Here is a 23,686-nt window from a genome sequence, read left to right as displayed (position 1 = left end):
GTGAGCGCCCTGGCTTCCAACCCGCTCGACCTGGGCGGTCGCCACTACCTTGTCACCGGAGCGGCCTCCGGCATCGGTCGCGCGACCGCCGAGCTGTTCGCGGCACTGGGCGCACGCGTCAGCCTGATCGATTGCGACGAGGAGCCGCTGCGCACGTGCGCCGACAATTTGCCGAACGGGCCGCATGGTTGCCACGTGCATGACCTCGCCGACGTCGAAGGCATCGACGCGCTGGTGCGCGATGTCGTCGCCGCGAACGGGCTGTTGCACGGCATGATTCACGCGGCGGGAACCCAGGCCGTGATGCCGGCCCGGGACATCAAGCCGGAAGTCTGGCGGCGCATCCTCGCGGTGAACACCGAGGCCGCGCTGGCGCTGGCACGCAACATGGCGCGCAAGCGCATCGGCCAGGGCGGCGGCGCGGTGGTGTTCATTTCCAGCGTGATGGCGCTGGCCGGCAGCCCCGGTTCGGTGGCCTATGCGATGAGCAAGGCGGCGCTGCACGGGTTGGCCCGTTCGCTGGCGCTGGAGTTGGCGCCGCAGGGCACGCGGGTGAACTGCATCGCGCCCGGCTTCGTGCGCACGCCGATGCTGGAGCGGCTGGAACGCGGCTGGGATGCCGCGCAGCGCGACGCCGTCGAAGCCCTGCACCCGCTAGGCTTGGGCGAGCCGCAGGACATCGCCCACGCCGCGGCCTTTCTGGCCGCCGCCACCGGCCGCTGGATCACCGGCACCGTGCTGGTGGTCGATGGCGGCTATCTGGCGAAATGACGGAGACGCAGCATGCCGTGTGACGCAAGCCATGACGACGGACGACCGGCATGAACGAGTCGGCGACGTCGCAGTCGTCTGACTGCCTGCTGATTACCGGGGCATCCTCCGGCCTCGGCCGCGAGATGGCGCTGCGTTTTTCCGCCAGTCACCGGCTGATCCTCGCGGGACGCGACGAAGCGCGCCTGCAGCGCACGCGCGCGGCTTGCCACGCCCCGGAACAGCAACTGGTCTGGCGACACGACCTGGCGGACGTGGAAGCCATCGCGACCTCGCTCGGGGCTTTCCTCAGCGCCAACGACGCGCGGGTGGACGGCTTGATCCACTGCGCCGCGCAGTTGGACGTATTGCCCTTGCGCAGCCTGGAGCCGGCCCTGGTGCTGGCGACGTTCCGCACCAACGTGCTGGCCGCGATGGAGCTGGTCAGGACGCTGACGAAGCAGCGGATCAACCAGCGGCGGCTGCGCAGCGTGGTGTTCGTCTCCAGCATCGCCAGCCAGTTCGGCGCCAAGGGTTTTTCGGCCTACAGCGCCAGCAAGGGCGCGCTCGATGCGCTGATGAAATCGCTGGCGGTGGAATTGGCGCCGGCGGTGCGCGTGAACTCGGTCCTGCCCGGTGCCTTGCGCACCGCCATGACCGAGTCCATGTTCGCCGATGCCGCGATGGCCGAGCGCCTGGCGGCGGGTTATCCGCTGGGCATCGGTGCGCCGGCCGACGTCGTCGACGCCGTCGGGTTTCTGCTCTCGGACAAGGCGCGCTGGATCACCGGCCAGCAACTGGTGGTGGACGGCGGCCGCACCAGCAACATCACCGCCTGAGGCGCACTCAGTCCATGATCCTGGCCGGGTTGCCGAACACGGCCTGCCCGGCGCCGACGTGGCGGAACACCACGCTGCCCATGGCCACCGTGGCGCCGTCGCCGATCTTCTTGCCGGGATGGATGAGCGCGCCAGCGCCCACCAGCACGCCTTCGCCAAGCAGCACGCCGCCGTTGATGCTGGCGCCGCCGAGCAGTGAGCTGTAGGCACCGATCACGCAGTCGTGGCCGATCGCGGTGCCACCGTTGACCAGCACGTGCTCGCCGAGGGTGGCGTCGGAGGAAATCGAGCAGCGCGGAAAGACCATCGTGCCCTTGCCAATCGTCAGGTTCACGCCGAGCATCGCCGATTCGTGCACGTAGGTGCCAGCTTGCCAGCCCAGTGCGTCGAGCTCGTGTGCCAGGCGCCGGCGTGCCTGCGGATCGGCGACCGCGATGAGGTAATCGACCACGCCAAGCTGCGGGGCCTGTTCCCGGCGCAGGACGGGGATGCCGTCGTAACGGTCACAGGTCGGCTCGCCGTCGACCACGAAGGCCGCCATGCGCGCGCGCGGCCCGGCATCGCGGGCGGTGCGCATCCAGCCCCACAGCTCGCGGGCGAGCCCGCCGACGCCGAAAATCACCAGTGGCCGGTTGTCTGCCGCCATGCTGCGCTCCTCAGGTGTTGGAAGGCGGCTTGAGCGCGTCGACTTCGCGCTGCAGCTCCACCAGGCGCGTCGTTCGCGAGCGCACGAAAAGTTTGGCCTTGCGGTCGAGGATGATTTCGCTGCGCCATTGTCCACGCAACAGCGCGATGCCGCTGGGGTCGTCGGCCGGCTGGTAGATGATGTCGGCGAGCACGCGATCCGGGCCGCTCACGTGCGGGCCGGAGCGGTGCCAGGTCAGCGAGTGCATGAGCACGACATCGCCGGGCTCGACGCTGGGCGCATACGTGGGCCAGTCGGGCGCGAGGATCGCCGGGTCGATCTCGCCGGCGTCGCCGAGATAGCCGTACTGGTGGGTGCCGGGGTAGAACACCATGCCGCCGTTGTCCGGATTCATCGGGCTCAGCGGCACGAAGGCGGAGGCCTTGTTCGGCCAGCCCAGATGGTAGGGGAAGTCCTGATGCAGGAAGACCGGCCCGCGGCTGTGCTGGTCCTTGACCACGAAGCGCTGGTTGTAGAGCGCGATGTCCGGCCCGAAGGCTTGCGCGACGACATCCAGCAGGGCGGGGTTCCTGTGCATCTCCGACAGTGGCGGCGGCGGGGCCTCGTCGACGGCCACCGGGTTGAAGCGATTGACCTTGCGCCCGCCCGCCAGCTCCACGTTGCAGAAGTCGCGCCAAGCGGCCTGCCAGGATGCGACCGTGTCGCTGGGAATGGCGTGACGCACCACGAAGACCCCGGCGGCATGGAAGGCCTCCGCCGAAAACGTGGCGGAGTCCAGTGCGGGGAGTAGTGCGCGCAAGGCGTGCGGACCGATGCGTTGCATGGGAGTCTCCTGCGTGGTGCGTGGTGCGTGGTGCGTGGTGCGTGGTGCGTGGTGCGTGGTGCGTGGAGAGGTGGGCGGCCGCGTCAATCCGGCAGCCAGGCGTCGCGCCAGGCGACCAGGTTGTCGCCGGTGAGCATCCAGTCGCGACGTACCGCCTCGCGCAGCGCGTCGCCCTTGGCGGCGGCGGCGTCGAGGTCGGACAGGTGCAGGCGGATCGCGTCCATCCACTCCTTGTAGCGGTTGCGCACACGGGTGACAGGCAGGTCGCCGCGGTAGCAGACGATGTCGCTGCAGATCACCGGGAAGCCGCAGATGCCGTATTCGAGCAGGCGCAGGTTGCTCTTGCAGGCGTTGAAGAAGTTGTCCTCCAGCGGTGCCAGCGCGAGGTCGAGGTTCAGCGAGGCCAGCTTGGCCGGGTAGTGCTCGATGGGCAGCCCGGGGTGGAACTCGTGGATGTAGGGGTGCAGCTGCTCCGGACACATGCCGAAGAACACCCACTCCACGGCGCCGGAGAGGTCGCGCACGATGTCGCTGATGAGCTCCAGGTCGCCGCGATGGCTGCTGCCGCCGCCCCAGCCCACGCGGGGTTTGCGGCCTTGCCGGCGCAGGCTCTTGAGCTCGCCCCACCAGTTCACCGGCAGGCGATTGGGCACCACGCGGATGTCGCGGTGCAGGTCGGCGAAGGCTTCGGCCAGCGGGGCGGTGGAAACCACGAAGCGGTCGGTGAGCCCGATGGCCTTGCGCAGGGATTTCAGGATGTCCTTGGGCATGTCCTTGCGGTGCATGCTCTTCAAGGGCACGTTGGGCATGTAGTCGTCCAGCTCATACACCTTGAAGGCGTGGTTGAACTCGCGGTACTGGCGCAGCAGGCCGATCTGGCCGTCGGTGTACTGGCGCTGCAGCACCATGCTGGTGGGGTCGCAACGCTCCATCAACACCGGCGGCAGGTGGGACGGCGCGATCATGCCCTGGGCCAGCTCTTCGCGCTGCATCGCCTGGAAGGGTTGCATCACGCGGTAGTGGCCGCAGCCGGTGATGTCGGCGGCGATGCAGAAGAAGTTGGGCAGCGCGGGCTGCTCGAACGGCTGCCAGTTCAGCTTGCGCAAGAGGTCGATGTCGTAGCCGTTGCCGGCCAGGCCAAGGCTGCGGTTGTAGGCCGGGTCGCGCGCCAGCAGCGGCAGCCAGCGGTGGTACATGGCGTGCTGCGCCTGCTGGGTGCGTTGCTGCATCTGCTCGTTGCCGACACGGTCGATGGTGTTGTGGCTGGCGCCGGCGTGGTGCATCAGGCGTGCATAAGGTGTCCACACGGTGAGATAGCCGGCGGCACGCACCTTGAGGCAGAGATCGATGTCGTTGCAGGTGTTGGCGAGGGTTTCCGTGTCCAGCCCGCCGACTTCCGCATAAACCGCCTTGCGCACCATCAGGCAGGCAGCGGTGACGGCGGTGTAGTTCTGATCCACCTGCAGGCGATGCAGGTAGCCGGGAGCGTCCATGGCTTCGTCGATGAACGGGGAGTCGGCCGGGCCGTGCAGGCCAAGCAGCATGCCGGCATGCTGGATGTGGCCGTTGGGGTAATGCAGCTTGGCGCCGACGATGCCCACTTCCGGGCGTTGTGCGTGGTTGAGCAGCGCCTCGATCCAGTCCGCGTGCAGCACGGCGGTGTCGTTGTTGAGCAGGATCAGATATTCGCCTTGCGCCTGTTCGGCGGCGAAGTTGTTGATGGCGGAATAGTTGAACGGGTGCGGCCAGCGCAGTACGCGCAGCTGCGGGTTGCCCAGCCTCGCGATGCCGTCCAGATAGGCGCAGGTGGCGGGATCGTGGCTGTCGTTGTCCACGATCAGCAGTTCGTAATTCGTGTAGTGGGTGGTGGCCAGCAGGCTGTCGATCAGGCCGTTGAGCAGGGGCAGGCGGTCGCGCGTGGGGATGATGATGGAGACCGGCGGCTGGCGCTCGTTCTGGTAGGTGATGCGGTTGGAGCCGAGCAGCACGCCGGGCTGGATGTGGTGGGGCACGCCGAGGCGGTCGAGGTGGCGCGACACCATGGGCGCCGACTGCTCGGCCACGGCCTGGCTGCCCAGCCAGGCGGCGAAAGGCGTGCCGGCATGCAGCAGCACCTCGGCGACGTGGCCGACGGCGGGCAGGCCGAATTGCTCGATGCAGCGGAAGACGAGGTCGCTGGCCGCCAGCGCGCCGGCCAGTTCCGCCAGCCCGCCGGCAGCGAGCAGCGGTTCGCGGCGCATGGCGAGCATCTGGCCGACATAGGGATAGCTGCGCAGCAGATCGAGGTTGAGGTCGGGCTTGAAGATGGGCTGCGCCGGGCCGTCGGGCAGCCAGGCATCTTCGTCGCTGTAGCAGCAGGCCCACTCCGGATGGTTGCTGGCGGCGTCGGCCAGCAGCAGCAGGGCGTCGACGGTCAGGCGGTCGCCGGCCATGAGCGGCAGCAGCCAGGTGGCCGCGCTGGTCTGGGCGACGGCGTTGCATGCCGTTACCCAGCCGGCGCCGAGCGCGTGCCAGGCGACGCCATCGGGAAGCGCCGGCGCAACCTCGCTCAGCACGGTGATGGCCGCGGCGGGCAGGGATTGGGCTTGCACGGATTGCAGGCTGTCCGCGCGGCGCGCGGCATCGCCGTCGGTGTCGATGACGAGTACGTGGAAGTCGATGGAGGGCGCCAGCCGCGCGCGCGCCAGCGCCACGTGCCGGCTGGACAGCTGTTGCGGGGCCAACCATTGCCGATAACTCTCCTCGACGGAGAGCGTGGCTTCGTCCGGCCCGCTGGCGGCGCCGGTTTCCAGCCGGTAGGCGGCGGTGCGGTTGTCGCCGAGCTGATCCAGCAGGCGGTCGAGCAGTTCCACGCGATGGACGGCGATGTCCGCATCGAGTTCGATGCGCGGCAACTGGCTGGCGCGAGCGTAGAGGGCTTCGAGCTGCGGCTGGAAGTCGGCGGCGTCGTAGACCAGGCGGATCGCGCTGGCGGCCAGCCTGCCGTTGCGTTCGCGCAAGGCCGGCGAGTCGAGCAGCTCCAGCAGGCGCGCGCGGTACTCGTCGGCGTCGTGACAGACGTGCAAGGCTGGCGGGATGGCTTCCGCGTTGATGGTGAAGCCGCTGTCGCTCCAGTCCTGCGGGTTGAACTTCAGCACTGGCTTGCCGAGGATCGCGGCCTCGTGCATGGACGTGCCCGAGGCGAACGGGCAGGGGTCGAGATAGACGTCGCTGGCGGCATAGGCCGCGTGCAGCAGCTCGCGCTGGCTGATGATGCCGGTCAGGTGGATGCGCCCCGGGAAATCCGCCGACAGGCTGGTGCCGGGGGCATCGAAGCGCGGGCCGATCAGCAGCACGTGCACGTCGTCGCGCTCGCTGAGCACGGGCGTCAGCAGCGCGGCCAGCGAGTGGCCGTCGATGGGCACGAATTTGTAGGCGGCACCGCAGGACACCAGCAGCGGTGCCTCAGGCGGGATGCCGAATCGTTCGCGCGCGTCGATGCCGGCGGTGTCGGCCGGGCCGGTGTCGATGAGGGTGCGCAGCCAGCTCGTGTGCGCGCGCGGTATGCCGCGGCGGCCGGCGGCGATGCGCATGCCGTCGCTGTGCAGCGCAACGAGCAGGTTGGCAGCGCTGGCACCCATCCAGAACACGTGGTTGGCGTGATCCTCCAGCAGCACCGGTGGCGGCGACGGCATGCCGGCCAGCGCCACCGCGGGCAGCGGGTCGTTCGGATGGATATGCAACACGACCTGGTCGGCTTCGCCGAACAAATGGTGCAGCCGGTGCACGCGGTCGATCGCCAGGGGCTCGTCCAGCACCACCAGCCGAGCGCGGCCTTGCTCGATCAGCGCCTCGACGGCGCGGGGTATGGGCGTCCGATCCTGCCGGGTGATGACCAGGGTGTGCCGCGAGCGCGTGTCGTTGGCGATCCACGAACAGGCAATCGGCGTGTGCCCGCCCGAGGCGTACGCCTGGGTCATCACCGTCACCACATGGCGATCCGTGCCCTGCGTGCGTGGCGGCGGGGCCTGCGCCGGGATCAGCCGGCCGATCCGCGCCAGCAGGGCCTCCAGCCGCGGCGAGGCGAAGATGCCGCAGCTGTGCGCCCATGCATGCATGCCTGCCTGCCAGGCGTGATGCATGGCCAGCTCGAGGCTGCCCTTGTTGGTGGCGGCCTCCACCTGGTCGAGCAACTGCTGGAAGGCGGTATGGTTCTGCTGGATGCGGGCATCGATCTGCATGGTGGACGTTCCGTGAAGCGCAAGAGGCTTGGGAGCCTGTGAAAAAAATCGCCCTTCTGCTGCGGCTTCCACGCATCGCCCCTGGCGGCGCGCTGCGCGAAAACGGTGGTCATCGGGTTCGCCAAAATCCTATGTTTTCGCCCAGCGCGCCTTGCCAAGCTCGCCCGGTGACGCTTTCGCGCGACGATGTCCGAATTTTTTACAGGCTCCGACGTGTCGGAATGGCGTCGCGCCGACACCATTCCGCAAGCGCGCAGCAAGCTTGGTGCCAATCAATGATGGGTGACACGTGGCGCGTCAAGCGGCGGTGCGGCAGACATCGCGTTGCGCCGCATGGCAGGGGCATCGCGCACGTTCCATGCCAACGCGAAGCGATGCTCAAGAAGCCCGTGCCGGCGCCGAAAAGCCCACTGAGGCGGTTGGCACTCCGATCCAGGGGCACCGCCGGAGAGCCATTCCGACAGCTTCAAGATTGAATCGCAGGAGAAATCCCATGTCCCTCGTCGTCAACACCAACGTCTCTTCGCTCAATGCGCAAAACAACCTGATGAGGTCGCGGAGCGCCCTGGCACAAGCCACCGAGCGCCTGTCTTCCGGTCTCCAGATCAACAGCGCCGCCGACAACGCCGCCGGCTTCGCCATTGCGCAGCGCTACACCACCCAGATCGGCGGCATCGCCCAGGCCAGCGCCAACGCCTCGGACGCCATCAACCTGGCGCAGACCACCGGCTCCGCGCTGGATCAGGTCACCGCCAACCTGCAGGCCATCCGCGACCTGGCTGCGCAGTCCGCCAACGGCACCTACACCGCGACGGATCGCGCCTCGATGGACGCGGAAGTGCAGCAGCGCCTGCAGGAAATCACCCGTATCGCCAACCAGACCTCCTTCAACGGTTCCAACGTGCTGGACGGCTCGCTGGGCACCAAGAGCTTCCAGGTGGGCGCCAACGTCGGCCAGACCATCAGCGTCACCCTTGCCACCAGCGTGAAGGCCTCTGACATCGGCAAGGTGGCGCATTTCGAGTCGGGCAACCTGACCGGCGCCTTCGTCGGCAGCGGCGGTACGGCCGCCCCGACCCAGACCATGGATCTGAGCAAGATCACCATCGCCTACACCGGTGCCGATGGCGTCACCACGGGCAGCGTGACGCTGGCCGGCACGGCCAACAGCGTGCAGAACCTGTCCGACCAGATCAACGCCGCCCTGAGCGGCAACGTGACGGCGGCGGTGGACGGCAACGGCGGCGTCGACGTCTTCTCGCAGGGCAGCTTCAGCATCAAGGACAGCGGCTCGGTTTCCGCCAATTCCGCGCTCAGCGGCACGGCGAGCGCCGTCAGCAGTGGCGTGACCTACAGCGGCGCGACCTCGGGTTCGTCGGCGAGCTACACGGCGGGCAACGCGATTGGCGCCTCGGGTTCGATGGCTGGCGCCGACGTGCTCACCGTCAGCGATGCCAACTCGCTGGTGTCGCGCGTCGACGTGGCCTTGTCCTCGGTGGCCACCTTCGCGGCCCAGCTGGGCGCGGTGCAGAACCGTTTCCAGTCCACCATCGCCACGCTGTCGGCGCAATCGACCAACCTGCAGGCATCCCGGTCGACCATCCAGGATGCGAACTTCGCGGCCGAGACGGCGGCACTCAGCAGGGCGCAGGTGCTGCAGCAGGCGGGCATCTCGGTACTGGCCCAGGCCAATGCCAACCCGCAGCTGGCGCTGAAGCTGCTGCAGTAATACGCACGACAGCCCAGGGATGAGCCACAAAGCCCACGTCCAAGGACGTGGGCTTTGTGTTTTTAGCGGGAAGTGGGGGGCGAGAGGCGAGCCCCCCTCCCCCGCGTCGCATCCCGAGCCTCGCCTCTCGCACTCCGCCTCCCGCGCACAGACCATGCCAATGCTGCTCTTCAAGAAATCCAGCCCGTCGCCGAAACATGAAGCATGAGGGTTGCGGCCGGATGCGCGCTTGGCGCGGGTCTTGCCTGTAGCCATCGAAGCGCCGTTCGATCGGCGGCACCATCAGTCGCAAGGTACTCGGCCATGACTTCCATTTCCGGCATCAGCAGCACGCCCACCCCGTCGCCGTCGCCGTCGCCGTCGCCGACAAGTTCCGGCGGCACCAGCAGCGGTTCCGGCACAGGGTTGCTCAGTTCGGCGGGCATCGGTTCAGGCCTGAATGTCAACGCCATCATCACGGCGCTGGTCAATGCCAAGCAGGCCGGGCCGCAGCAGCAGATCAGCAACGAGTCCACGCAGTTGCAGGCCCAGGCCGCCGGCCTGACGGCGCTGAGCAGCGCGCTCAGCTCCCTGCAGGGCGCGGTGAGCACGCTCAGCAACAGCGCCACCTTCAATACCTACACGGCGACCCTGGCCAACTCGACCATCGGCACGGCCAGCACCCTGGCCAACGCGCAACCGGGCACCTACAACGTGGTGGTGAACAACCTGGCCACGGCGCAGTCGCGCACCAGTGGCGCCTATGCCACCGGCACGGCGGTGGGCGCCGGAACCTTGACGCTCACCGTCGGCAGCCAGTCGGTGAACATTACGGTGGGTGCCACCGACCAGATGAGCGACATCGCCACGGCCATCAACCAGGCCAGCGGCAATCCCGGCGTGCAGGCCACCGTGGTGTATGGCACCAGCGGCGCGCAGTTGCTGCTCACCTCCACCCGCACCGGCGTGGCCAATGGTTTCACCGTCACCGCCGGCTCCGGCAGCAGCGCGGGCCTTTCCTCGCTGGCCACCACCTTGAACACCGCCGGCTCGAACGAGGCCCACGACGCCAGCCTGAGCATCAACGGCATCGCGGCCACCAGCGCCAGCAATGCGGTGAGCGGCGTGCTCGATGGCGTCACCCTGAACCTCAAGGCCACCGGCACAACCACGCTGACGGTGAGCCAGAACACCGGCGCGGTGACCGACGCGGTCAACAACTTCGTCGCCGCCTACAACAACTATGCGAGCACCGTGAGCACGTTGAGCAGCTACGACCCCACCAGCAAGCAGTCCGGGGTACTGCTGGGCGATGCCACGCTGCAATCGGTGCAGCGCCAGGTCAACAGCCTGCTCAGCAGCTCCGTGGCGGGCAACAGCTTCGGCTCGCTGGCGGCGCTCGGTATTGCACGGAACGCCGACGGCACCTTGTCGGTGAACAGCACCACCCTGGGCAACGCGCTGCAAAGCAATCCAGGCGCGGTACAGAGCCTGTTCTCGAGCACGAATGGCTTTGCCACGACGCTCAACAACGCCTTGAACGGCTTCACGGCGGGCGGCGGCATCATCGCCGCGCGCAACACCAGCATCCAGAACCAGCTCACCAACCTGGGCCAGCAGACAGCTGCGCTCAACGCGCGCATGGCGGTGTACAAGGCGCAACTCAGCCAGCAGTACACCGCGCTGGACACCTTGATGTCCTCGCTCAACAACACCAGCAGCTATCTCAACAACGCGCTGCAGACGATCATGAGCCCGTACATCGCTTCGAACAAGTAACGAGGGTGAAGCCATGACCAACGCCTACATGCGCCATGCCAGCGCCATGTACCAGCAGACGCGCGCCGCCGGCAGCGTCGAGGGCGCCGATCCGCACCAGTTGATCGCCATGCTGCTCGATGGCGCGATGGAGCGCGTGGCGCAGGCGCGCGGCCAAATGCGCCAGCAGAATGCCAACGCCAAGGGCACCGCCATCGGCAAGGCCATCGCGATCCTGGGCGAGTTGCGTACTAGCCTCAACCTGGAGGCCGGCGGCCAGTTGGCGCAGCGGCTGGATTCGCTCTACGACTACGTCAACCGGCGCCTGCTGCATGCCCAGCTCAATGACGACGACCGCGCCCTGGTCGAATGCCTGGATCTGCTCGGTCAGGTGCGCGATGGCTGGAATGGCATCCGCGGGAACTACCTGGCCGAGCGCGCGGGGAAAACCGCATGACCAGCGACTACACCTCGCTGGAACGGGCACTGGAGGTCAGCTACACCATGCTGGCCGAGGCCCGTGAAGGCCGCTGGGACAAGCTGCCGCGACTGGAAGTGGAGCGGCAGCCGCTCTTGCGGGCGGAGTACCCGCGTGATGCGCGCAGCCGCGAACTGCTGCAGCAGCTGCTGACCTGCAACGAGGAAATGCTCGCCTTGGCGGCGCGCGCGCGCGCGCAGGTGGCCAACGCCCTGCGCCAGCAATACCGCGCCGGGCAGGCGCTGCGCACCTATGTCGGCGTGGCGGGCTGAGCGCCGCGCGGTGCACACTGGCATGATGTGATGCACGGCCTTGTGCTTCGGAGTGCCAGTCATGCCAACGTCCATCCGTACCGAGTTTGAACAGCGCATGGTGTATGCAGGCTCGCTGCATGCGGCCTTCGAGGCGGCGGCTGCACCGGATGTCGGCGCGTTGCAGGCGCTGGCCGAACGCAATGCCCATGTGCTGGTGGCGATCGCCCTGCTGGAGGAGCGCCCCCGCGCCGAGCGTGACGATGCCGGCCCGATGGCGCAGGAGCTGGCGCGGCTGGATGGCAAGCTCAATCTGCTGATCGAGATCGTCAATCACCTGTTGTTGCCCGCCACCGCCTTGCCGCCACGACAGCGGCTGCGGTTCAACGGCGTGGGCGCGGAGGTGCCGCAGGCCTTGTTGCCGCCGGGCGCCACGCTGGGTCGTTTGCGTCTGCATCTGGATGCCTGTCTGGCCTTGCCGCTGGAGTTGGCCTGCCACGTCGAGTCGGTGCACGACGACATGGCTTTCCTCGCCTTCAGCGCCTTTGGCGATGCGGTGGAGGAAGGCTTGGATCGTTACGTTTTTCGTCAGCATCGGCGCAAATTGGCCGACGAGCGTCAGTCGGCCGGGTGACGCCCGCTGGGCCGCTGTCACCGCACGTGTGATGCATTTCACACTTTGCCTGTGCGCTCCCTCGCAAAAACGCCAATACGCGCCGGTACGCCGTCGTCGGCTGTCCGGCAGGCCATGCTTTGCGGCATCAATCCGCCGCAACCGACGCGTTGGCGGAAAGCCTTGCCGTGACAGGCTTTTCGCCAAGGGTGCGTTACGAATGCGCGGGTACAGCAGCGTCCATCGATGCAGCGGAGGCATGACGCGCGTCGGTTTGACGTCGCCGCCGCCATGTCTCTGGCCCTGTTCTTGCACTTCATCCGCCAAGCGGCGCTCACGGAAAACCGACAGTGCCTGTGAAAGAGTCAGGCACCGTCGCGAAACCGTCGCCGGGGCCCGTTATCGGGAGACGGTACGCACGAGAGGGGCGGTCATCATCGCCGACGACGTGCAACGCCGCCGCTCCCATCGCGGGGCGCATCGGTCGATCGTGGCGTTGCATGAATCTTTTACGGCATGGGTCGGGCCAAGGGGCAGCACGTATCGGCAGTTTTGGATGGCAACAAAGTCAGGTGTGAGGTGAGGGATATGAGCAAGGTCGATTTCCTGGTCATCGAGTCGGATGCCATGCGCGCCCAGTCCGTGGCGGCGGCGCTGCACTTTCTCGGCTATCACCCGCAATCGGCCGCGGAGTATGCGCTGGCCGCGCCGGCGAGCACGTTGTGGCGCGGCGTGTACGTGGGCACGCTCGGCGATGTGGCCGAGGCCGAGCGCCAGTTCGCCCTGCTGGGCGAGGCGGCGAACCAGGTGCCGGTGCTGCTGGCGGTGGACTCGCCGTGGACGGATCGCCTGCTGGCCTCCAGCTCGCCTTGCGCCACGCATGCGGCGGCACTGGAATTTCCGCTGGCCTACGAGGCGCTGGCCGACACGCTGCACACCCTGCAGATGCGCCTGGCCGGGGCGCATCGCGGCGAATTCCGCTTCGTCGGCGAGTCGGCGCCGATGCGCCATTTGAATGCCTTGATCCACCAGGTGGCGCCGTTCGATTCCAGCGTGCTGGTGCTGGGCGAGTCGGGCACCGGCAAGGAGATGGTGGCGCGCGCCATCCACGAGCAATCGGTGCGGCGGGACAAGCCCTTCGTGGCGATCAATTGCGGCGCGATCCCGGCCGAACTGCTGGAGAGCGAGCTGTTCGGCCACGAGAAGGGCGCTTTCACCGGCGCGATCAGCGCGCGCAAGGGCCGCTTCGAGCTGGCTGAGGGCGGCACGCTGTTCCTGGACGAGATCGGCGACATGAGCCTGCCGATGCAGGTGAAGCTGCTGCGCGTGCTGCAGGAGCGCGTGTATGAGCGTGTCGGCGGCAGCAAGACCCAGCGTTGCGACGTGCGCATCATCGCCGCCACTCATCGCAACCTGGAGCAGTCCATCGCCGATGGCCGCTTTCGCGAAGATCTGTTCTACCGCCTCAGCGTGTTTCCGCTGGAGCTGCCGGCGCTGCGCGAGCGGCTGGAGGATCTGCCGGTGCTGGTTGCGGAGTTCAACCAGCGCCTGGCGCGGCGCGGCCTGCATGCGGTGCACTTCAGCGCCAGCGCGATGCAGGCGCTGCGCAACCACGGCTGGCCCGGCAATGTGCGCGAACTGGCCAACCTGGTCGAACGCATGGCCATCCTGTGTCCCGGTGGCGAGGTGCGCGCCAGCGAATTGCCGGACAAGTACCGCCAGGCCCACGGCAGCGACGAGGTGCACGGCACCGCCTTGCTGAACCTGATGGAGGACGACGGCGCCACCGCCGCCGTCGCCGCCGGCGTGCAAATGGTGGATGAGTCCTTGCGCCTGTTGCCCGAGGACGGCATCGACCTCAAGGATCACCTGGCCGACATCGAGATCGGCCTGATCCGGCAGGCGCTCGATGCCAGTGGCGGCGTGGTGGCGCATGCGGCGCGGCTGCTGCACGTGCAGCGCACCACGCTGGTGGAGAAGCTGCGCAAGTACGGACTGGCCAGCAGCCTGGCGGCTTGACGGCAGCGGGCGCGCCTGGTGGCGCGTGGCGATGGGTATGGCACGGCGCATGCATTCCATCCTCGTAAACCCGTCGCGTGACGTTATCCCGTCGCCTCGCCATGGCAGGAGTCCAGCATGAGCACCATCGACGTCAACAACCTGCTTGCCCAGATGCGCCTGCTCTCCGTGCAGGCCCAAGCGCCCGAGCATGCCATCGGCGCGCCCGTCGCGAAGTCGACCAATTTCGCCATGCTGCTCAAGCAATCCATCGCTGCCGTGGGCGAGTCGCAAGAGCGGGCCGGCCAGATGGCCGCCGCCTTCGAACGCGGCGATCCGGGCGCGGATCTCGGCCGCACCATGGTGGCGATCCAGAAGGCCGACCTCTCGCTCAACGCACTGGTGCAGGTGAACGGCAAGCTGGTCAACGCCTACAACGCCATCATGAACATGACTTTCTGAGGCCCCGGCGCGGCTTGCCGCCCCGCCCTCGCCTGACGAGCACATCCCATGGCCGACACCGCCATCGCGAACACCGACGACAGGCCACCGGCGCCACGGCTCGACCTGCGCCAGCTCGCGCGCAGCCCGGCGACGCGCCAGCTGTTGCTGCTGGTCGGCATGGCGGCGGCCGTGGCGCTGGGCGTGGCCGTGGTGCTGTGGTCGCGTGGCCCCAACTACGGCCTGCTCTACGCCGGACTGGACCAGAAGGACGCCGCTGCCATCACGCAGACGCTGCAGGCCGCCAATACGCCCTACAAGCTGGGCGACGACGGCAATTCGATCATGGTGCCGGCGGCCGACCTCGCCGCCGTGCGCCTCAAGCTGGCCGCGCAAGGCCTGCCGCAGGGCAGCGCGGCCAACGCCCTGTCGGCGGGCGACTCGCCCTTCGGCATGAGCGACCTGGCCGAACGCACGCGCTACCAGCAGATGCTGGAAACCGATCTGGGCAACACCATCGGCAGCCTGCAGGGGGTGCGCGCGGCGCGTGTGCACCTGGCGCTGTCCAAGCCCTCCGCCTTCATCCGTGACAGCCGCGAGGCCAGCGCCTCGGTGCTGGTCACGCTCTACCCGGGGCGGCGGCTCGATGCCGGACAGGTGGCCGCGATCATGCATCTGGTGGCCGCCAGCGTTCCCAACCTCGACCCCAACCAGGTGTCGGTGGTGGATCAGCAGGGCCAACTCCTGACCAATGGCGGCCCGGATAACCTCGCCGCCGTGGGCGACAGCCGCTTGCGCCTGGCTACGCGCATCGAGAACACCTACGACCAGCGCATCGAGGAGCTGCTGACGCCGCTGGTCGGTGCCGGCAAGGTGCGCGCCCAGGTCTATGCCGATCTCGATTTCAGCCAGAGCGAGAAGGCCACCGAAACCTATGATCCGGATCATTCCGCGTTGCGCAGCGAGCAGGTGAGCAGCGAGCAGCGCAGCAACGGCGGCAATGCCAATGGTGGCGTGCCGGGCGCGCTCAGCAACCAGCCGCCCAACACCGTGGCCCAGCCCACGGCGGCGCAGCCCACGGCCGGCCAGGGCGCCAAACCCGGCACCGCCGCCACGGCCAGCACGACCACGCCGACCGACAGCTCCAGCAGCGCCACGCGCAATTACGAGCTCAATCGCACCATCAGCCATGTCAGCGATCCGGCTGGCCGGCTGTCGCGGCTTACCGTGGCGGTGGTGGTGGACAACAAATCCGTCCGTGGCCCCAAGGGCGACGCCAGCGTGCCGTTCAGCACGCAGGAATTGGCGCACTTCACCGACCTGGTGAAGAACGCGGTGGGCTTCGATGCCAGCCGGGGCGACAACGTCAGCGTCGTCAACGAGCCCTTCCATCAAGCCACCCCGATGGCCGCGCCGGAGTCGACGCCGATCTGGCAGCGTCCGGGCATGCTCGACCTGGTCAAGCAAGGCATGGGCGTGCTGGTGGCGTTGTTGGTGGCCTTTGGCCTGCTGCGCCCCTTGCTCAAGGGCCTGATGCGCAGCGAGCCGGCCTTCGCCGGCGCGGGCGGCAAGCAGGCCTTGCCTTCCCCGCTGCCGAACGTGTCGGTGCGGGTGGGCGATGAGACGGAGGAGGCCGCCGTCCGGCCGCGCATCGAGGTGGCGGGCGCGGGCACGGGCCAGGCCTACGACCAACGCATCACCAAGGCCAAACGCATGGTGGGAGAAAATTCCAAGCAGGTCGCACAGGTCGTGCGCAGTTGGGTGAGCGAAGATGGCGAATAGGAACTCCAACATCCCGTTCAGCGGCGCGCAGCGCGCGGCGGTGTTGCTGCTTGCCGTGGGCGAACAGGATGCCGCCGAAGTGCTCAAGCACCTTTCCGCGCGCGACGTGCAGGCGGTGGGTTCGGCGATGGCCGGCCTCTCCAACATCTCGCGCGAACAGGTCACCGGCGTGCTTGATCGGCTCGACGAGGACATGGGCGTGCAGACCTCGTTCGGCGTGGGCACCGAGGAGTACATCCGCAAGATCCTCACCAATGCGTTGGGCGAAACCAAGGCCGGCGGCCTGATCGACCGCATCCTGCTGGGCCGCAGCTCGAAGGGGCTGGAGTCGCTCAAGTGGATGGAGAGCCGCGCCATTGCCGAGATGATCAACCAGGAGCATCCGCAGATCATCGCGCTGGTGCTGGCGCATCTGGAGCCCGACCAGGCGGCCGAGGTGCTGGGTTACCTGCCGCCACGCACGCGCTCTGACGCGGTGATGCGTATTGCCACGCTCGACGGCGTGCAGCCGCATGCGCTGAACGAGCTGGATGAAGTCATGGAGCGTCAATTCTCCGGCTCCAACAAGAAGCTCAAGACCGCCAACGTGGGCGGCCTGAAGGCGGCGGCCAACATCCTGAACTCGATGGACAGCAGCCGCGAAGCCGAGTTGATGACCGCCATCCGCGGTCAGGACGATGCCCTGGGCAGCCGCATCGAGGATCTGATGTTCGTCTTCGACGACCTGATCGAGATGGACGACCGCAGCCTGCAGACCCTGCTGCGCGAGGTGCAGTCGGCCACCCTCATCACGGCGCTGAAGGGTGCCGAGCCGGCCATGCGCGAAAAGGTCTTCTCCAACATGTCCAAGCGTGCCGCCGACATGATGCGCGACGACCTCGAGGTGAAGGGCCCGGTGAAACTTTCCGAAGTGGATGCCGCGCAGAAGGAGATCCTCGCCAGCGCCCGCAAGCTGGCCGACGCCGGCCAGATCAGCCTTGCCGCCAGCGGCGGGGATGAGTACGTATGAGCGTGGCCGACGTCCACGAGGCTGCCGCGGACTTCCAGCGCTGGGAATGGCCCAGCATGGATGCGACCGCCGCTTCCGCGCCCGCGGCGGTCGAGCAGCCCACTGTGCAGGATCTGCAGGCCATCGAGCAGCAGGCGCGCGAGGAAGGACGTGCCGCCGGCCTGGCGGAAGGCCTGGCCGTCGCCGAGCAGCAACTGCGCCAGCGCATGGCCCAGCTCGACGCGCTGTACGTGGCGACGACACATCCGTTGCTGGCTTTCGACGAGCAGACCGCCGATGAACTCGCCCGCCTGGCGATGGTGGTGGCGCGCCGCGTGGTGGCGCACGAATTGCAGCTCAACCCGGAGCTGATCGCCCGCGCCGTGCGCGAGGCGGCCGACGCTCTGCCGGCGGCCACGCGCGAGCTGCGCGTCTACCTGCACCCGGACGACCTCGCGCTTGTACGTGCGCTGGACGTGGCCGAGCGCGACTGGCAACTGCTGGCCGATCCCTCGCTCGCGCGCGGCGATTGCCGCATGGAGAGCGAACGCTCGCGGCTGGACGCGCGGGTCGAAACGCGCCTGGCCGCGGTCATCGACGCTGTGCTGGGCGAAGCTATCCGGCCGGAGTTCGACGAGCCATGAGTGCGGGCGTCGACCATGCCGCGCGCCGCGAGCGCTGGCAGCACCAGTTCGCCCGCCTGGCCGAGCGTGCCGGCAGCGCCGCCACGCTCACCGTGGAAGGGCGCCTGCGGCGCGTGGTCGGGCTCACCCTGGAGGCGGAAGGCTGCGAGGCCGCGCTGGGCGCGCGCTGCCTGGTCGATACCGTCGACGGCAGCCAGCTGGAAACCGAGGTGGTGGGCTTCGCCGACGAGCGCCTGCTGCTGATGCCGGTGGGCGACATCCATGGCGTGCCGCCGAACGCGCGCGTGCGCCCGTGCGCGACCAGCAGCGGCTTGCCGGTGGGCAGGCAACTTCTGGGTCGCGTGGTCGGCGCTGATGGCGCGCCGCTCGACGACCTGGGCCCGCTGGACGCCGACGAGCAGGCCCAGCTCAAGAACGAACCGATCAACCCGATGGCGCGCAAACCCATCGACGCGCCGCTGGACGTCGGCGTGCGCGCCATCAACGCCATGCTCACCGTGGGGCGCGGCCAGCGCATCGGCCTGTTCGCCGGCTCGGGCGTGGGCAAATCCACCCTGCTCGGCATGATGACGCGTTACACCAATGCCGACGTGGTGGTGGTGGGCCTGGTGGGCGAACGCGGCCGCGAGGTGAAGGAGTTCGTCGAGCACACGCTGGGCGCGGAGGGTCGCCGCCGCGCGGTGATCGTGGCAGCGCCGGCCGACGCGCCGCCGCTCAAGCGCCTGCGCGGCGCGCAGTACGCCACCGCCATCGCCGAGTGGTTCCGCGATCGCGGTCAGCGCGTGCTGCTGCTGATGGATTCGCTCACCCGCTACGCCCAGGCGCAACGCGAGATCGCGCTGGCGATCGGCGAGCCGCCGGCCACCAAGGGTTACCCGCCATCCGTGTTCGCGCTGATGCCGGCGCTGGTGGAGCGTGCCGGCAACGACGCCGAGGGCAAGGGCTCGATCACCGCCTTCTACACCGTGCTGACCGAGGGCGACGATTACCGGCACGACCCCATCGCCGATGCCGCGCGCGCGATTCTGGACGGCCATATCGTGCTCTCGCGCGACCTCGCCGAGGCTGGCCACTACCCGGCCATCGACATCGAGGCCTCGATCAGCCGCGTGATGCCGCAGGTGACCACGCGCGAGCATCTTCACGCCGCGCAGCGCTTCCGGCGCGTCTACTCGGCGTATCGCCAGCAGCGCGACCTGATCGCGGTGGGCGCCTACCAGAAGGGCTCCGACCCGCAGGTCGATCTTGCCATCGCCATGTGGCCGCAACTGCGCGACTTCCTGGTGCAGGAAGTGGACGAGCCGGTGACGCTCGCCGCCGCCATCCAGCGCCTGAGTGCCCTGGCCGAACAGGTGACCACATGAACTCGCGAACCCAACGCCTGCAGCCGGCCGTCGACCTGGCCCACCAGCGCAGCGAGGACGCCCTGGCGGAACTGGCGCGCCAGCAACAGCAACTGGCCAAGGCCGAACAGCAACTCGAAGAGCTGGAGCGCTACCGCAGCGAGTACGCCATTGGCGGCGCTGAGGCGCTCAGCGTGTCGGCGCTGCTCAACCGGCAGGGTTTCGTCGAAAAGATCGACCACGCGATCCGCGTGCAGGTGGCCGAGGTGGCGCGCCAGAAGCGCCTGCTCGACCGGGTGCGCGACCACTGGCAGCAGGCGCATGCCCGCGAAAGCGCGCTGGGCACCGTGGTCGCGCACCAACTGGAACATGAGCGCCGCGCGGAGGACAGGCGCGAACAGGCCGAGGTGGACGAGCGCATGCAGCATCGCCGGGCGCGTTGATGCCGAGGTCGCGGTCGCCGGTGTTACAGCGGCCGAGATTGTGCGTACTTGGCGCGGGCGCGGCGCCACTCGGCACGAATCCTGCCTTGCCATGGTGGGGCGTCGGCTGATTGACGCCGCCCGCCGGGGGTGCGCCACGCGGCGCGCGCCCGCTTCCGTCCGTTTCCGGAGTCCGTCCCATGTCATCCACCGCGGCCACTGTCGCCAACCTGATCCTCCCCCAGAGCGGCTACCCCGCCGGGCAGGGCGTCCCTGCCGACGTCCTGGCCACCGGCGGCTTCGACAATCAATTGCAAACGGCCAGGCAATCGCCGACCGGTGCGGCAGCGCCCACCGCGGCGGGCGACCAGGCCACCAATCCACTGGCCGCCTTGTTGCAACAAGGCGCCAACGCCGCCTTGGCTGACGGCACGGGAGGCGGCATGCCCAGTACGGGAACGACGATATCGGGCGCGAACGCAGGCGCCGCGCCGACCAATGGCAAGCCGGGCAATGGCGCGTCGCCGGTGGCGGCTGCAGCAACGACAGCCGCTGCGGCAACGGCGCTCGCCGCCAGTGCCGCGGCCGCGCTGGCGTCCGCCACCATGCCGCCCACCGCGGTCGCGGATACGCCGGTCGCCGGCGTCGACACGCCGCCCGCGAAATCATCGGACAAGGCGAAGGAGATGGGCAACGACCAGGCCGCAGCGGCGCTGGCCGGGGCGATGCTGGCGGCGCTGGGGCAGCTGACCAGCGCGGTGCTGCCAGCGTCCGCCACACCGGCAACGGGTGTGGCCATCGGCAAGGCGCCGCCGACGGCCAAGGCCATCGGCCTGGCGGGGACGCTGCCTGCGGCGACGGCCCTGGTGCCGGGCGCCGTATCGCTGCCGGCCGGCATGAATCAGGCTGCCGGCGTACCAGCCCATGGCACGCCGGCTGGTGCGGGGCAGGGTGCTGTCGACTGGTTGGCGCCCCTGTCAACGGCCTTGGCGGGGACGCCGACTGCCGCCGCGACGATTGCCGCAACGACGGCGCCGCCTGCCGCGACGGCAACAACAGCGGCCACGCCGGCGCCTGCCGACGCGGCATCGTCGGCGGACGGCGCTGGCAGTGGGGGTCAGCCTGGCGCCACCGCCTTGCTGGATGCGCAAGCCCCGTCCCTGGCGGGGGGCGGTGCGGCGCCGGCTGCCGGCGCGGCGGCGTCGGCATCGACCGCGCCGGCCGCCGGCGTAGCCTTCGTCAACCTGCTGCATGGCGTGCCGGTGCCGGCCTTGTCGAAACACGCGGAGCCCACCGGGCTTGCGGCCTTGCTGCCGCCCACGGTCGCCGGCGTGGCGACGGTGGTGCCCATGCATGCGCTCAACCTGGCCAATCCGCCGGGCACGCCGGCCTTCACGCAGGAGCTCAGTCAGCAGATCGCCTGGCTGGGCGGACAGGCGATCACCCAGGCACGCATCCGCCTGCATCCGCAGGATCTGGGGCAGCTCGACGTGAAAGTGAGTGTGCAGCAGAGCGGCCAGGTGGATCTGAGCTTCGCCGTGCAGCACCCGGCGGTGGTGCATGCCTTGCAGCAAACCCTGCCGCAGCTGAACGCCATGCTGGCCCAGCATGGCTTGTCGCTGGGCCAGGCACAGGTCGGCCAGCAGCAGGCGGGACGCGAGGGCGCCCACTATGCGGCGCTGGCCGGTGGCGCCGGCGGCGGCAGCGAGGATGGCGAGCCGATCATGGCGATCACGAGCGTGGCGGCGACCACGGCCAACGGCCTGCTCGATACCTTCGCTTGAGGCCCGCCGTGCGGCCGCCGCCCGTCGTCGCGCGGATCGCCGACGGCGGGCGCGGCGGTGTCCGTTTCTGCACGTCTTCTTGCCGCCGCGACGTTGAGACTTGCCGGTGAGGTTCATTGGTGCGTGCCGTCGTGATGGCGTCGCGGCACCACGTCGGCGGGCGTCAATGAATTGCCGTCAGTCGTGCTGGTGTTGGCGTGGCGTGCGCAAGTCGATGCGCCGGCAGGCTTTTCACACATGGCACGCGGATTGCTAAACATCACTGGGCGCGCGGATCGGCGCCACTCACCCGGACGAGGCATCCATGAAAGACGACGAAGAACAGGCCGCGGCGCCAGCCGAAGCTCCCAAGCCCAAGCGGCGCTTGCCGCTGCTGATCGCGCTGGCGGTGGTGGTGCTGGTACTGGCCGGCGGCGGGTTCTTCCTGCTGAAGGCGCGCGGGGCGCACGGCAAGGATGGCGCGGCCACCGCGCCGGTCAGCAAGCTGGATCTCTACCTGCCGCTGGAACCGGCCTTCGTGGTGAATTTCAAGGATGGCGACTCGCTGCGCTATTTGCAGGTGGGGGTGACCCTGATGTCGCACGATCCCAAGGCGATCGAGGCGGCCAAGGCGGCCGATCCGGTAATCCGCGATGCCCTGGTCAACCTGTTCAGCAACCAGGATTTCGCCGTCATCAGCACGACCAAGGGGCGCGAGGCGATGCAGGCCAAGGCGCTCGCGGCGGTACGCAAGATCATCCAGGATCGCCTCGGCCAGCCAGGCATCGATGCGCTGTACTTCACCAGTTTCGTGATGCAGTGACGGGGGTTTCGCACGCATGAGCGACCTGCTCTCCCAAGACGAAATCGACGCGCTGCTCGAAGGCGTCACCGATGGCGGCGTCGAGACCGGCGGCGATCAGCCGCCACCGGCCGGCACGGTGATCAATTTCGATTTCACCCAGCAAGACCGCATCGTGCGTGGTCGCCTGCCCACGCTGGAGATGGTCAACGACCGCATCGCGCGCTACCTGCGCACCGGCATGTTCAACGTGCTGCGCAAGACCTGCGAGGTGGGGGTGCTCGGCGTGAAGATGGTGAAGTTCGCCGAGTACGTGCACGGCCTGGTGGTGCCGACCAACCTCAACCTGATAAAGATCAAGCCGCTGCGCGGCACCGCCCTGGTGGTGTTCGAGCCGCGCCTGGTGTTCAGCGTGATCGACAACTTCTTCGGTGGCGACGGCCGCTTCCACGCGCGCATCGAGGGCCGCGATTTCACGCCCACCGAGAGCCGGGTCATCCAGATCATCCTGGACGAGCTGTTCAGTGCGATGACCGAGGCGTGGGCGCCGGTGATGGGCCTGCATTTCGAATACCAGAGTTCGGAAATCAACCCGCAGTTCGCCAACATCGTCAGCCCCACCGAGACGGTGGTGGTGTCGCGCTTCCACATCGAGCTGGACGGCGGCGGCGGCGAGATCCATATCACCCTGCCCTACGCGATGATCGAGCCGATCCGCAGCCTGCTCGATGCCGGCGTGCAGAGCGACCGGGTCGACCGCGACGACCGCTGGATCGAGATGCTGCGCGACGAGGTGCTCGACGCCGAGGTGCCGGTCAGCTCGCAACTGGTCGAAATCGAACTCACGCTCGGCGAATTCCTGCACCTGCGCCCGGGCGACGTCATCCCGATCCAGTTGCCCGAACTGGCCACCGTCTACGCCGAGGATGTGCCGCTGTTTCGCGGCCGCTACGGCCAGGCCAATGGCCATAACGCCGTCCGTTTCGTGATGCGGGTGGGGCGCCGCACGCTGCGCACCTCCGGTGAACTTTCCAGCAAGGAAGAGTCTCCATGAACACTCCCATCGATGCCATGCCGCCGGGCGAAGACAAGCTTGCCTTTGATGCCCTGCACGGCGCCGCGCCGGCCGCCGCCGATGCCGCTTCCGGTACCACCGACGTCAACCTCGACATGATCCTGGACGTGCCGGTCACGCTGGGCATGGAAGTGGGCCGCACCCGCATCAGCATCCGCAACCTGTTGCAGCTGAACCAAGGCTCGGTGGTGGAGCTCGACCGCGCCGCCGGCGAGCCGCTGGACGTGTTCGTCAACGGCACCCTGGTGGCGCATGGCGAGGTGGTGGTCATCAATGAGAAATTCGGCATTCGCTTGACCGACGTCATCAGCCCCGCCGAACGCGTGCGCAAGTTGAGGTAGC

Annotated in this window: 22 protein-coding genes; 18 read left to right on the top strand and 4 right to left on the bottom strand. The window is 68.4% G+C overall.

Annotation, left to right across the window (positions count from 1 at the left end; translation table 11 throughout):
• Together AC3WQA_RS07080 and AC3WQA_RS07075 are read left to right on the top strand one after the other, a co-directional pair.
• A complete protein-coding gene (locus AC3WQA_RS07080) occupies positions 1–771 on the top strand; it encodes an SDR family NAD(P)-dependent oxidoreductase (RefSeq protein WP_492674368.1) in 771 nt (256 codons plus the stop codon).
• 50 nt (positions 772–821) lie between these two features.
• On the top strand, positions 822–1,589 hold the full coding sequence (locus AC3WQA_RS07075; protein ID WP_492674367.1) for an SDR family NAD(P)-dependent oxidoreductase: 768 nt from the start codon (positions 822–824) through the stop codon (positions 1,587–1,589).
• 7 nt (positions 1,590–1,596) lie between these two features.
• On the opposite strand, the gene AC3WQA_RS07070 is transcribed toward AC3WQA_RS07075, so the two are convergent.
• From AC3WQA_RS07070 to AC3WQA_RS07060, 3 genes are all read right to left on the bottom strand, one after another.
• Positions 1,597–2,235 carry a NeuD/PglB/VioB family sugar acetyltransferase gene (locus tag AC3WQA_RS07070; RefSeq protein WP_492674366.1) on the bottom strand — a complete coding sequence of 213 codons (639 nt, stop codon included), beginning with the start codon at positions 2,233–2,235 and terminating at the stop codon, positions 1,597–1,599.
• Between the two features lie 10 nt (positions 2,236–2,245).
• Entirely contained in the window at positions 2,246–3,058 is an 813-nt protein-coding gene (locus tag AC3WQA_RS07065; RefSeq protein WP_492674365.1) for a phytanoyl-CoA dioxygenase family protein, read from the bottom strand.
• 83 nt (positions 3,059–3,141) lie between these two features.
• Positions 3,142–7,278, bottom strand: coding sequence for a glycosyltransferase (locus AC3WQA_RS07060; RefSeq protein ID WP_492674364.1), 4,137 nt, complete (start codon positions 7,276–7,278; stop codon positions 3,142–3,144).
• 493 nt (positions 7,279–7,771) lie between these two features.
• Here AC3WQA_RS07060 and AC3WQA_RS07055 point away from each other — a divergent pair, with 493 nt between their 5' ends.
• Entirely contained in the window at positions 7,772–9,007 is a 1,236-nt protein-coding gene (locus AC3WQA_RS07055; protein WP_492674363.1) for a flagellin N-terminal helical domain-containing protein, read from the top strand.
• Between the two features lie 170 nt (positions 9,008–9,177).
• Here the strand turns inward: AC3WQA_RS07055 and AC3WQA_RS07050 are convergent, their stop codons facing one another.
• Complete coding sequence (locus AC3WQA_RS07050; RefSeq protein ID WP_492674362.1) at positions 9,178–9,432, bottom strand: hypothetical protein; 255 nt, start codon at positions 9,430–9,432, stop codon at positions 9,178–9,180.
• Between AC3WQA_RS07050 and fliD the strand changes: the two genes are divergently transcribed.
• The 15 genes from fliD (at position 9,413) to fliN (ending at position 23,685) form a co-directional block, all read left to right on the top strand.
• Complete coding sequence (fliD, locus tag AC3WQA_RS07045) at positions 9,413–10,765, top strand: flagellar filament capping protein FliD (RefSeq protein ID WP_492674361.1); 1,353 nt, start codon at positions 9,413–9,415, stop codon at positions 10,763–10,765. The genes AC3WQA_RS07050 and fliD overlap by 20 nt on opposite strands.
• Positions 10,766–10,778: 13 nt before the next feature.
• Positions 10,779–11,201, top strand: a complete 423-nt coding sequence (fliS, locus tag AC3WQA_RS07040; protein ID WP_492674360.1) for a flagellar export chaperone FliS — start codon at positions 10,779–10,781, stop codon at positions 11,199–11,201.
• Positions 11,198–11,494, top strand: a complete 297-nt coding sequence (gene fliT / locus AC3WQA_RS07035) for a flagellar protein FliT (RefSeq protein WP_492674359.1) — start codon at positions 11,198–11,200, stop codon at positions 11,492–11,494. The genes fliS and fliT overlap by 4 nt, the downstream gene beginning before the upstream one ends.
• 61 nt (positions 11,495–11,555) lie before the next feature.
• Entirely contained in the window at positions 11,556–12,107 is a 552-nt protein-coding gene (locus AC3WQA_RS07030) for a PilZ domain-containing protein (RefSeq protein WP_492674358.1), read from the top strand.
• 567 nt (positions 12,108–12,674) lie between these two features.
• Positions 12,675–14,105 carry a sigma-54 dependent transcriptional regulator gene (locus tag AC3WQA_RS07025; RefSeq protein WP_492674357.1) on the top strand — a complete coding sequence of 477 codons (1,431 nt, stop codon included), beginning with the start codon at positions 12,675–12,677 and terminating at the stop codon, positions 14,103–14,105.
• A 117-nt stretch (positions 14,106–14,222) separates the two neighbouring features.
• A complete protein-coding gene (gene fliE, locus AC3WQA_RS07020; protein ID WP_492674356.1) occupies positions 14,223–14,546 on the top strand; it encodes a flagellar hook-basal body complex protein FliE in 324 nt (107 codons plus the stop codon).
• A gap of 48 nt (positions 14,547–14,594) precedes the next feature.
• Positions 14,595–16,307 carry a flagellar basal-body MS-ring/collar protein FliF gene (gene fliF / locus AC3WQA_RS07015; RefSeq protein WP_492674355.1) on the top strand — a complete coding sequence of 571 codons (1,713 nt, stop codon included), beginning with the start codon at positions 14,595–14,597 and terminating at the stop codon, positions 16,305–16,307.
• Positions 16,297–17,316, top strand: a complete 1,020-nt coding sequence (fliG, locus tag AC3WQA_RS07010; RefSeq protein ID WP_492674354.1) for a flagellar motor switch protein FliG — start codon at positions 16,297–16,299, stop codon at positions 17,314–17,316. Before fliF ends, fliG begins: the two co-directional genes overlap by 11 nt.
• Complete coding sequence (locus AC3WQA_RS07005; protein WP_492674353.1) at positions 17,313–17,939, top strand: flagellar assembly protein FliH; 627 nt, start codon at positions 17,313–17,315, stop codon at positions 17,937–17,939. The genes fliG and AC3WQA_RS07005 overlap by 4 nt, the downstream gene beginning before the upstream one ends.
• Complete coding sequence (fliI, locus tag AC3WQA_RS07000; protein ID WP_492674352.1) at positions 17,936–19,303, top strand: flagellar protein export ATPase FliI; 1,368 nt, start codon at positions 17,936–17,938, stop codon at positions 19,301–19,303. Before AC3WQA_RS07005 ends, fliI begins: the two co-directional genes overlap by 4 nt.
• The gene (gene fliJ / locus AC3WQA_RS06995) at positions 19,300–19,725 is read left to right on the top strand and encodes a flagellar export protein FliJ (protein ID WP_492674351.1); all 426 of its coding nucleotides are present in this window, start codon (positions 19,300–19,302) and stop codon (positions 19,723–19,725) included. The genes fliI and fliJ overlap by 4 nt, the downstream gene beginning before the upstream one ends.
• A 179-nt stretch (positions 19,726–19,904) precedes the next feature.
• Complete coding sequence (locus tag AC3WQA_RS06990) at positions 19,905–21,488, top strand: flagellar hook-length control protein FliK (RefSeq protein WP_492674350.1); 1,584 nt, start codon at positions 19,905–19,907, stop codon at positions 21,486–21,488.
• Between the two features lie 304 nt (positions 21,489–21,792).
• Entirely contained in the window at positions 21,793–22,290 is a 498-nt protein-coding gene (locus AC3WQA_RS06985; protein WP_492674349.1) for a flagellar basal body-associated FliL family protein, read from the top strand.
• 16 nt (positions 22,291–22,306) lie between these two features.
• Positions 22,307–23,323, top strand: a complete 1,017-nt coding sequence (gene fliM, locus AC3WQA_RS06980; RefSeq protein WP_492674348.1) for a flagellar motor switch protein FliM — start codon at positions 22,307–22,309, stop codon at positions 23,321–23,323.
• A complete protein-coding gene (fliN, locus tag AC3WQA_RS06975; RefSeq protein WP_492674347.1) occupies positions 23,320–23,685 on the top strand; it encodes a flagellar motor switch protein FliN in 366 nt (121 codons plus the stop codon). Before fliM ends, fliN begins: the two co-directional genes overlap by 4 nt.
• The last annotated feature ends 1 nt before the right edge of the window (position 23,686 follow it).

Source organism: Rhodanobacter sp. FW106-PBR-R2A-2-24 (assembly GCF_058789615.1).
Note: the sequence above shows the minus strand (reverse complement) of the source record. Positions and strands in the feature narration are given on the sequence as shown.